This is a genomic window from Streptomyces afghaniensis (assembly GCF_044327915.1).
GTDB classification, from domain to species: Bacteria; Actinomycetota; Actinomycetes; order Streptomycetales; family Streptomycetaceae; genus Streptomyces; species Streptomyces afghaniensis.
Window position 1 is genome coordinate 1 of the sequence record NZ_JBIRGJ010000019.1, and the last position, 10,517, is coordinate 10,517.

The window sequence follows — 10,517 nt, forward strand, 5'->3', positions numbered from 1 at the left end:
ACAGCAACCACAACCCCGCCCTGGACCCGCTACCAGGACACCCACATCACGAGCCCGCTGACGCCCACCCAATGCCACCACAACGCCCAATCACAACAAACTCCAGCAGCTCGCCGACCTCGGACTCGACTGGGCAGCGGCATAGAGCCGCATGGGAGGCTACGCCAGGGTCCGTGCCGGACACACCCAGCACGGACCACCTCTGGGACGGAACGGGGCGCAACCGGCAACAGGCGCCACGCTGTCCTGTTGATCGTCCCGGCTCCAAAAGCGGGGACTCCGTCCCAGCACCGCCGCATACCAGCGATCCCCGGAAGTGCACCGGGCGCGGCGCGGTCCGCTATCTGACAGCCCTGCAGCTCAGACCCCCAGCCCAGACCAGCGCCCACACTCATCACGACCACCGAGACAGCAGCACCGTCCGACCACAGCCACACCCAACTGACCAGCCCAGCCCAGAACACCCACTACTGATCACAAACACCGCCCCCAGACAGGCAGGCGCTGGCCGGCCTCCGGTTTGAGTGGGCAGCGGTGTAGCCGCATGACAGGCTCGTGCCGATCCCACGGCGCGCTGCTGGCGCTGTGTTGGTTTGGCCTGGTCGTTCGGCCAAGATCATCCTTCTGGGAAGAGCGAGCGGCTTCTGTTGGGCCCGTGAGTCGTTTTGCGTTGCTGGAGATGCGGCAGCGGCCCGCCAGTATGGCGGGCCGCTGCCTCAACGAGTCGTTTGTGCCTCAGCGTGAGGCACTCATGATGGGTCTGCCTATAGGGCTGCTCCCGTGTCCAAGCATGGCAGAAGGGTGTTGCTCATCAGCGCCGCTTTCCGTCTGTCATGCGATCAGGGTGCTGCAAGTACTCTTCGATTTCCCTTACTAGCTGCTTTGCGTCTTCGCTCAGCTCTGGGTTGGCTGCAGCACTCAACGCCAGTTGCACGGCCGCGAATGTGTGTGATCCTGCGTTTGCTCCACTGGCTTTCCACACATACAGTGCCGCACTGTTTTCCAGTTCCGAAGGTGTTGGAGAGTCAACTGAGGGGTTCTCTTGTTCCTGCCTTTCGGCATGGAGCATTTCAAGATAGTCCCGCGCGTCCTCGTCGCCTCGTTCTGCTGCCCATTGCCACCAACGCAGAGCCTCTTCGTCCCGGTCGAGATATTCCAGGAGTTCCGCGATTCTGCGTGTTTCCTGTGCGGTGGCTTTATGCGCGCACTCGCGTGCCAGCAGCAGTACGAGTTCGCCCTTGGCTTCCGTTTGCTCTCGGTCGTCTGGGCAGAGGGCGGGGGCCGGGGGCCAGCCGGCAAGCTGGCCCCCCTCCGCCTGTGCCGAGTCCTCGGGTGTCCGCGAACTCTTCGAAAGTGCCTGCTCGGAGCGTTCGAGCAGGGCCCACACGGCGAGGAGCCGGATGGCGCTCTGCTCGTGTTCCTTGTCCCAGGTGCTCATGCGGTTCCCTCCTCGCCGGTCTCGTTGACGTACTTCTTCAGGTTCTTGATGGCCATGCGGATGTTGCGCTTCACCGACTCCTCCTTAAGGCGCAGGCGCTTCCCGGCGTCTTCAGGGCTGATGTCCTTGAGGACGCACAGGGTGATGACCTGCCGCTGCCGGTCGGGAAGTTTGGCGACTAGTTCATCGATACCCTCTTTGATCATTTCGTAGGCGGCATCGGGGATGCCGATCTGGGATTCCTGTTCGGGCAGGTCCTGCAGTGGTGCAGGAGTGATGCGCTGGTTACGCCGGAATTGGTCGATCACCGCGTTCCTGACTGCGGTGCGGCCGTAGGCGGCCCGGTTTCCGGGCCGCGCTACGATCTTTTCCCACGACGTGAACATGCGCATGTACGCGACCTGCACAGCGTCTTCCGCGCTGTGCAGGTCGCCACCTGCTTCGGCCCGGGCCACGCGGGAGAACGCCGCGCTGGTCTCGAGGACGAACGCCTCGAAGTCCGTGCCCCGGTCGGGCTCGGTCACGCAGCCTCCCGCGTGACGATCGCCGGCTGGCCCTGCTCCGAGTGCTTGTAGAACAGCCAGGCCGGCTGCCCTTCCTCGAAGCGGGCCGCGGCCCCGCCCTCCGGCAGCGCCGCTGCCATCGCGATCATCGTCGCGCGCTGCTCGCGCTCCGTGCGGGCCTGCAGGTACGCCTTCAGGCACATCTCCACCGCGCTCTTGGTACGGCGCAGTGCGTAGTACGCCAGGAACATCAGCGGGACCGAGATCCCACCCGCTCCCATCCACTCGAGCCAGGTCACCAGACCGGCCTCCCATCATCGACTCGTTGATGAGGGCCCCTACGCCCTCACCCCCTTACACGCGCCGAGGAGCCCGAATCCGGATGCCACTGACCAACTTTTTCCCCACGAACCCCAGTTGTCCCGCCAGACCCCCTCTGAGCAGCGCAAACATGAGTCTTCATCCATCAAGAAGTCAGCCCGCCCGCGGGACTCCCGCCTGAGGCCGGCGCCCAGCGCCCCTGCCGAGGGGCGGGCTACGCATCAACGGACGTGCCCGCCGGCGTGAGCGTCGGCGCTGCCGGTCCGGCCCGCGTGCCGGCGGGGGTGTTGTTGCATCACTTCGGTGAGACAACAACATCAAAATCACCTATGGAGCGCGCACGACTGACGACGGACGGCGCGCATCGGGCGGGAACGGTAGCGGCGTGGATGGCCCGGGCGGCCGCTCGTATCGGTTCGCCCGCACCGTGGGGCTGCTTGGAGGCGCTGGGCCGATGCACGGGAAGGTAAGCACGACGAAGCCGGCGCCCCGGTAGGGGATGCCGGCTTCGTGCGGACAGATCACGCGCCAACGCAGATCCGCCGGCCGGTCACCCCCGAGGGCAACCGCCAGACCGGCACTTCGACGGACGTGACGCTCCAAAGCCTCGTTGCGATCCTCGGTCGCCCCGGACGACGACCGCCAGCCCAGCGCCAAGGCACGACGCTGCGCTGCCGGGCATGGTTGCGATCCTCGGTCGCCCCGAAGGACGACCGCCAGCGCTTGGCCCCCAGTTCATGCTGCCGTCAGCGTTGATGTTGCGATTCTCGGTCGCCCCGCAGGACGACCACTAGGCGAACCACACGTGAAGTTGCCGCATCAGGGCGCCGTTGCGATCCTCGGTCGCCCCGGAGAGCGACCGCCAGGCCCGACCGTGTCCGCGAGCCTCCACCCACCGGGCAGGTTGCGATTCCCGGTCGCCCCGCAGGGCGACCGCCAGATCGTGCCGCTGTCCTCGACCGGCACGCGGCCGCCGTTGCGATTCTCGGTCGCCCCGCAGGACGACCGCCAGGGGGTGTTCTCGGACGGTTCGTCGGGCGTGTTCTTGGTTGCGATCCTCGGTCGCCCCGGAGAGTGACCGCCAGGGCGCGGACTGGTCGGCGGCGGGCGCCTGGACGGCAGGTTGCGATCCTGGGTCGCCCCAGAGGGCGACCGCCAGACTCACGTCCCCCCGTTGTCGGCCGCCGGAGCTGCGTTGCGATTCTCGGTCGCCCCAGAGAGCGACCTCCAGCCGCTGCTCATCCGTCAGCCGCGCATCCCTGTGCGATTGCGGTCCTTGTTCGCCCCAGAGGGGGACCGCCAGCGCCGACGATGCGGCCGTTGTAGACGGTGTCCACGATGTTGCGATCCTCGGCCGCCCCGGACGACGACCGCCAGCCGCCAACGGCGGGGTAGGCACGGTGACCGGTACGACGTTGCGATTCTCGGTCGCCCCGCAGGGCGACCGCCAGTCGAGCAGTGGCGCAGCGCGCTCCAGGCGTCCGTCTCGTTGCGATTCTCGGTCGCCCCGGAGAACGACCGCCAGACGCCCGCCTGACCACCCACACGAGGAGACACCGTGTTGCGATCCTCGGTCGCCCCGAAGGGCAACCGCCAGGCTCCGGCTCGCTGGCGCCTTCCGCCATCGCGGAGATGTTGCGATCCTCGGTCGCCCCGGAAGGCGACCGCCAGCTTCAGCTCGTCGTCCGTGGGCGCGTCTTCCTCGTCGTTGCGATCCTCGGTCACCCCGGAAGGCAACCGCCAGCCTGCCGGGAAGGGGACTTTCAGTGGCACGGTGCGCTGGTTGCGATTCTCGGTCGCCCCGGAGAGCGACCGCTAGGACGGGGCCGCTCGCCATCTACGACCGCGTCGCGATGTTGCGATTCTCGGTCGCCCCGGAGGGCGACCGCCAGCATGCGCGGAACCTCAACTATCTCGTCGGGCCCGTGGTTGCGATTCTCGGTCGCCCTCGACGGCGACCGCCAGAAGGCCCGCAGCGACCTCCGGTTCGCACAGGGCGAGTTGCGATCCCCGGTAGCCCCGGAGGGCGACCGCTAGCCGAGCCGTCAGGCAGGGCGCCGGCCGGGGAGTCGCGATCCTCGGTCGCCCCGGACGGCAACCGCCAGTCCGCGCCGTTGGCGAAGTCCCGCACCATCATGCGGTTGCGACCCTCAGTCGCTCCGGAGAGCGACCGCCAGCAGCTCGCCCGTGCGGTTGATGTACTCGAGCGTGCCGTTGCAATCCTCGGTCGCCCCAGAGGGCGACCGCCAGCCAAACGGGCGCATGGCGGTGCGGGTGACGCTGGACGTGTCGCGATTCTCGGTCACCCCGAAGGACGACCGCCAGTTGGTACCAATCCAGTGGTGAACTTCGTCCATCAGAACGTTGCGATCCTGGGTCGCCCCTGAGGGCAACCGCCAGCAGAATCTTCTCCCCATAGGCGCCCTTCACGGCGAGGTTGCGATTCCTCGGTCGCCCCGAAAGGCGAACGCCAGGGACGCCCCATACTGACACGCGAGTGGCTGGAGTTGTTGCGATCCTCGGTCGCCCCAGAGGGCGACCGCCAGATGGACGCCTGCTTGCGGTCCCACAGCACCGCCTTGCGGTTGCGATCCTCGATCGCCCCGGAGAGCGACGCCAGGCTGCCTGAGCAGCGGAAACAGCGTACCGCTCGTTCCTCTGTGGGCGAGCATCCGGTAGAGCATGGGCAGAGCGGCCGCAATGGGGATGTCAGTGATCCGACTACGGCCAAATCGAGGGATGATCTGTGCGAACGCGAGGGCGGCTTGTCAGCCACCTTGCGGATCGCCGGACACGAGGCGACGCGGCTGCGATCCTCGGTCGCCCCACAGGGCGACCGCCAGGGCTGATGTACCGGGGCACGATGCGCACAGCTCTGCTGTTGCGATTCTCGGTCGCCCCGGAGAGCGACCGCCAGGGTCATCCGCTCCACGCCGACGTGCTCGGGGAAGTGGTTGCGATGCTCGGTCGCCCCGAAGGGCAACCGCCAGCATCGGCTATCTGCTCTACCGCGAGATCCGGAAGGGGTTGCCATTCTCGGTCGCCCCCGAGAGCGACCGCCAGGCGCAGCTGCGCGATGGGGGTGGTGCTGTCCGCCTCGTTGCAATCCTCGGTCGCCCCACAGGGCCACCGCCAGGTGGGGCGAGCGTGTACCTGGCCGGAAGGCGACCGCCAGCGCCCAGCAATCTGTCTGGAGACCCGATCCGAGGCGTTCCTCGGTCGCCCCGGAGGGCGACCGCCAGTCTGACGGCACGACCGGCAGCGTGACCGGAATGACGTTGCGATCCTCGGTCGCCTTGTACAGCGACCGTCAAGCGGTCGATGTCGCCGGTGTCGACACGGAAGCCGTAGTTGCGATCCACGGTCACCCCGGAGGCGACCGCCAGCCACCGTGGCGCAGTGGCTCGCCGGTTTGTTGCGATCTCAGCCGCCCGGAGGGTGACCTCCACGACGCCACTGTCCCGGAACAACGCATCGATCGGTGGGACTTTCAACCGATGCCCGTCTCACTACACGGCGGGCTCGATTCCTCGTTGGGGGTGGTAAGGGCCTGTCCACTCGTATGGGTCACCGACGACTGCTTCGCCGTCTACCTGGCAGACCGGCGACGATGAAGACGCGCGTACTGCCTCCGAGGTTCTCGCAGCTGGCGCGCGACGCCGCTCATGGTGAGGGCTGGGTGGTCAGCTTCGGCTTCCGGCAGCCGGTGATGACCTGCCCTGGCTGCGCGGACGGCCGCGGTCCGGTGCGTGAACGCGGGGACTGCCGGCGGTGCATGGGCCGCGTCGATTCGGAGTCCAGGTGCGTGTACTGCCTGCACCAGGTAGAGGCCGTGCAGCCCGAGGCGTGACGGCGTCGTCCGGCCCTCGTTGAACAGCACGACTCCATACACCGGGCCCCGGGGATGCCTTCACTCCCCGGGGCCCGTGGTGTCCGGACGCGGGTCAGATCTCCCCGGCCGCGGTGGCGGTGAGCCAGCCGGCGGCTTCGGCGTCGGTCATCACCGGAATGGTCATCGTCGGTCGAGGGATTGCGCAGAGGGCGGGAGCGCCAGGTCGAGGAGGGCATTGAGGGTTTGGCGGTCGAGGCCGCTGTCGAGGTGGAGGGAGCGTCGTAGAAGGTCTCCGACGTCCTTGGGGTCGAGTCCGAAGCGCACACGAGCGTCCAGGCAGATCTCGCCGAAGAGTGCGGGGGCGAGTCGGGGCTCTCGCAGGATGTACCAGTCGATGAGGTGCACGACATCGCTCCGGATGTCGCCCAGGAAGACATCCTTGGAGTCGTCGAGGTCTTCGGCATCCCGGGCGAGTCCCCCGAGGACCGCTTCAACGATGGTGGTGCGCACGGCGTCGAGGGGGATGAAGCCGTCGGTGGCGTCGTTGATGGCGACGGCGGGCCACCAGGCCAGGTGCGCGGCCTGCTCCTCGCGCCTCGTACTGCTGCCACGGGTGAAGAGGCGGTTCTTCTTGGATTCCTCAGCGTCCTCGAGGCTGTCGGCGATGATCTTCGTGAGGCGGTTATGGTCCTCGACCAATCCCCGGGGCTGCTCGGTGCCGAATGCAGTCGTGGCGGACAACAGCTTCTCCGGGCCGTGGGTCCGGCGGTACTGCTCGGCCCAGTCACGGGCGACTGGTCGCGACCACCGTGGCCCCTCGGCCGTCTCGGCCTGGGGCGGGGGCAGGTCCTTGCGCCCGTGTTTCGGATGCGGCAGGTCCTCCAGCTTCAGTTCGGCGATCTGCGCCAGGCCGGCGCGGTCGACGAGACGGGCCGGGTCGAGTTCCGGTGCCTGGAGATCGACGGTGCACTGATCGAGCGGCCTGGAGCCGGGCGGACGGTGGGAGGCCCACAGGGCGAGATGCTCTCGCCAGTGCGGCAGCGGTTCCTCCGGGGCCGTGAAGTCGACGATCTTCACAACTCGCGCGGTGTGTGACGTCGCCGGGCGGGCCAGGACGTCGATGGCCGTGACGGTGACGGCGTCCGCCACCGGCCGCGCGTCGTACCCCTCGTAGGCGCGGTCCACGACCAGCTGGGGCCGATACCAGCGGGTCCCGTCCCACCAATAGCCGCCATGCCGGTACAGGAACCCGTTGTTCCCGTACATCCACTCGTGGTGCAGGCCGCTCATGTCCTTGTCGCGGATCAGTAGAACGGTCCGCCCGTGCTCGGGGTGCTGATGGACCGCCCAGGCGTAGTCACGGTTCTTCGTCTCGGTGGTGAACGCCACCCATCCCCCACCGCGCAGTCGGTCCGTGCGCCCCCACAGCCCCTCGCCCTGATTACGGCCCGTCCGCTCGATCGCGTCAGGATTGTCCAGGAGCAACCGCTCGTCGTTGATGAACGGCAGGCCGGGCACCGGGTGATCGGTGCGTAACCCGTTGGCAACCGGTTGGATCATGCTCACGAAAGTGCCTTCCTTCTGCAGCTCTCGGGCCACCAGGGCGGATCGCACCCCGGCACGCCTGCTCCACCCCGCGGCATCGACCTCCGTCCTCAGCACCCCTCGTATCGCTGTCGGAATGCCGCTCATAGGGGCCGCGCCGCCTGCTGATCCAATTTTGACGACACCACCCGAGCACGTCCGATGAATCACCGAACCCGCGCACGTGGGCCAGAGCTATCCAGCCGCCGGGGTGGTGAGCCAGTCGGCGGCTTCAGCGTCGGTCATCGGCGGCACCTGAGCCGGGTGGGCGTCGCCGTCCTGGACGACGTGGACGCGGCCCGGGAGCGGGCTGCTCTTGGGGGCGGGGTCGACTATCGGGGCGAGCCGCTGCCAGGTGCCGGCGCTGGCCCGGGCGAGGATGACGGTGGCGAACTGTTCGCGGGCGCCGGGGATGAGGCGGCTGCCGGTGGTGGTGGGTCCGTCGTCGGACAGGCTGACCAGCAGCGATAGCGAACTGCAAACTGGAGTATTAGTCGCCATGTCATCGGACCCAGTCATCCTCTTGCCCGGTTCACCACCAGGGTGGGGAGATGCTGCCGTCCGATTCCAGGCCGTACCGGAGCAGCCGCTGCCCCTCCTCACCCATGGTCGTCGCCGCCAGCGCTCGCAGAGGGCTGGCGTCGCCAGCGTCCGCAGCCTGGCGAGCGAGCTGTTCGACACCTTCCCGGTTCCCGGCCTTTTCCCGCAACTTCGCCAGCGCGAGCTGGTGTTCTCCGGTGGCGGTGGCATGGCGATAGATGAAGTGGGCGTCCTTACGGTCCGCGATCCGGTCCTGGTAGCGCATCCACCGATCGGCATAAGGGTCGGCGCGGAGGATGCGGTAGATCCGCTCAGCCTCCTCCGGGTCCCCGGCCTCTTTCCGTAGCCGGGCCAGGTTCCGCAGGGCCGTAGGGTCAAACTCGCCGATCTTGCGGTAGATCCTTTCGGCCTCCTCCCGGTCCCCGGCCTCCTCCCGCAACCGGGCCAGGTTCTTTCGGGCCCAGTGGTCGTGGTCTGGCGCCCGGCGGTAGATCTGTTCGGCGCTCCTGCGGTCCCCGACTGCCTCGCGCAACCGGGCCAGGAAGCGCAAGCCATGAAGGTTGCCGTTGTCAACCTCCAGCAGGCGGTGCAACAGACTGTCGGCGTAGCGCAGGCGCAACCGGAAGTAGGCGGCCCCGGCGAGTGCGCGGAGGTCGTCGGAGTCGGTCAAATGCTGTGCGGCAGCCTCCCAGAAGGCGGTGGGCGGCACGTGGCAGCGGCGTGTGGTCTCGGTGTACTGCAGCAGGTAGTCGGCCAGCCGATAGCAACGCTCGGCGGGGGACGGATGGCCCGGCGGCGGGATGTCCGGGGTGAGCGGTCCGGGCACGCCGCGCCACGGGTGGGACGTATATGCGGTGGCCTGCTCGTACCAGGTGGCGCGCCACTGTTCGGTTTGGGTGCGCCAGTGCTCGGGGTCGACGTAGGCGGCGGCCGCCGCACGGAGGAAGGCTTCGTGCAGGGCTTCGCCGTGCCCGAGACGGCGTGCGTCGGCGGCGACGTCCAGCAGGGCGCGGGCCTCGGGGCGGGCATGCTCGTAGCGGTAGACCAGCGCCCAGCCTCCCGCCAAGTACTGCGTGATGCGGCGTCCCCCGTGGCGGAGGGCTTCGTCGAGGCGTACGTCGCTCGCGGCGGCCCGGCGCGCCTCGGCGAGTGCGTCGTCGTCGAAGCCCTCCGCCACGTCGATGACGAGTCCTCCGGAGAGCAGGGTCCGGGCCTGCGCGTTGTCATCGGGGTCGAGGTGAGAGGCGGGCGCGGTGGTCAGCACGTCGTGGGCGTCGCGCCATAGGGTGCCGAGCACCAGCACGGGTCCGCGGCCGGGGGAGGCGAGCAGGTCTCGGAGCGCGACGGCTGCGTTGTTGGCGGCAGTCGGGCTGGAGCTGAGCAGATAGCGCTGGGTCTCGTTGAGCCAGATCACCGTGCGGGCCAGGGAGGCGTGCCGGGCTAGGCCGTCCACCAGTGCGGTTCGGTCGGCTGGCCGCCACAGACGCCACCCCGACAGGTGCTGAATTGCCTCCCACAGTGCCCGCGTCTTGCCGGTAGAGGAGTCGCCCACCAGCACAACCAGGCGGCTGCTGACTCGGGCTTGCTCCACTTCGTCTCGTAGTTGCCAGTCATGGTTGCGCGGCACGTACAACGGCAGCGGACCAAGGTCGCTCCCGCCCTGGCCAGCCTGAACGGCGGGGTGGACCTCCAGGTGCCGGATCGGGTCCAAGTCCTCAATGGGGTTGCCCAGCGTCGCCGTCTGCACCGCTGAAGGCTCCGTTGTACTGCCCCGTGCCCCGTCCCAGAGTTCTTGCCACGTCAGGCGTTTGGCGTGCATGCCGGCCTTGCCTCGGGGCGTGGAGACGTCCAGGCCTCGCCACTGGACCAGCACCTCCACCAGGGCCCATAGCTGGTCGAACTGCTTGGGCACGCTCTCGCCTCTGAACCAGTCGCTCACGGTCGACTTCGCCAGCGGCTTCTGCTCCTTCGGCAGTCTCTGATTCGCCGCCTTGAGGGCGTCTGCGCGGCTCCTGCCGCTGTGGCTCAAGGCGGCCGCCTCTAGCTCTCGTAATTGGTGTGTCAGAGCTGCACGGCCTGGATGCTGCCTGCCCGTCTCGCTCACTGCCGTGCGAACTCCTGTCCTCGGCTGCCGCCATCCACGTCCGGTGCTCGTCCGGTGCGTCCGGAACCTCTGACCCTGACTACGCCGCTGACCTGCGGCATAAGAGGTCCTAACAAAGGCGTTGGACGTGGCGGTAGGTGATCAGGCAGGTGGCGAGGCCAAGGAAGGCTTCGTGGATGTCGTCGCGTCGTTCCC

At 68.1% G+C, this 10,517-nt stretch carries 7 protein-coding genes; all 7 read right to left on the minus strand.

Annotated elements, in window-relative coordinates; translation table 11 throughout:
- Positions 1 to 811 precede the first annotated feature (811 nt).
- Positions 812 to 1,438: a hypothetical protein gene (locus tag ACH4G3_RS42185; RefSeq protein WP_397629464.1), complete on the minus strand. Its 627-nt coding sequence runs from the start codon at positions 1,436 to 1,438 to the stop codon at positions 812 to 814.
- Positions 1,435 to 1,962 carry an RNA polymerase sigma factor gene (locus ACH4G3_RS42190; protein ID WP_397629465.1) on the minus strand — a complete coding sequence of 176 codons (528 nt, stop codon included), beginning with the start codon at positions 1,960 to 1,962 and terminating at the stop codon, positions 1,435 to 1,437. Before ACH4G3_RS42190 ends, ACH4G3_RS42185 begins: the two co-directional genes overlap by 4 nt.
- A complete protein-coding gene (locus ACH4G3_RS42195; protein ID WP_392100107.1) occupies positions 1,959 to 2,240 on the minus strand; it encodes a hypothetical protein in 282 nt (93 codons plus the stop codon). Before ACH4G3_RS42195 ends, ACH4G3_RS42190 begins: the two co-directional genes overlap by 4 nt.
- Positions 2,241 to 4,412: 2,172 nt before the next feature.
- Positions 4,413 to 4,619: a hypothetical protein gene (locus ACH4G3_RS42200; RefSeq protein ID WP_397629466.1), complete on the minus strand. Its 207-nt coding sequence runs from the start codon at positions 4,617 to 4,619 to the stop codon at positions 4,413 to 4,415.
- Between the two features lie 1,655 nt (positions 4,620 to 6,274).
- The gene (locus ACH4G3_RS42205; protein WP_397629469.1) at positions 6,275 to 7,654 is read right to left on the minus strand and encodes a hypothetical protein; all 1,380 of its coding nucleotides are present in this window, start codon (positions 7,652 to 7,654) and stop codon (positions 6,275 to 6,277) included.
- A 219-nt stretch (positions 7,655 to 7,873) separates the two neighbouring features.
- Entirely contained in the window at positions 7,874 to 8,179 is a 306-nt protein-coding gene (locus ACH4G3_RS42210; protein ID WP_397629467.1) for a hypothetical protein, read from the minus strand.
- Between the two features lie 31 nt (positions 8,180 to 8,210).
- Positions 8,211 to 10,247: a tetratricopeptide repeat protein gene (locus tag ACH4G3_RS42215; RefSeq protein WP_397629468.1), complete on the minus strand. Its 2,037-nt coding sequence runs from the start codon at positions 10,245 to 10,247 to the stop codon at positions 8,211 to 8,213.
- Between the last annotated feature and the right edge of the window lie 270 nt (positions 10,248 to 10,517).

What these genes read in the sequence shown, in the direction of transcription:
- ACH4G3_RS42185 (WP_397629464.1), bottom strand. Translation starts at nt 1,438, where the DNA reads ATGAGCACCTGGGACAAGGAACACGAGCAGAGCGCCATCCGGCTCCTC.
- ACH4G3_RS42205 (WP_397629469.1), bottom strand. Translation starts at nt 7,654, where the DNA reads ATGATCCAACCGGTTGCCAACGGGTTACGCACCGATCACCCGGTGCCC.
- ACH4G3_RS42210 (WP_397629467.1), bottom strand. Translation starts at nt 8,179, where the DNA reads ATGGCGACTAATACTCCAGTTTGCAGTTCGCTATCGCTGCTGGTCAGC.
- ACH4G3_RS42200 (WP_397629466.1), bottom strand. Translation starts at nt 4,619, where the DNA reads ATGGACGAAGTTCACCACTGGATTGGTACCAACTGGCGGTCGTCCTTC.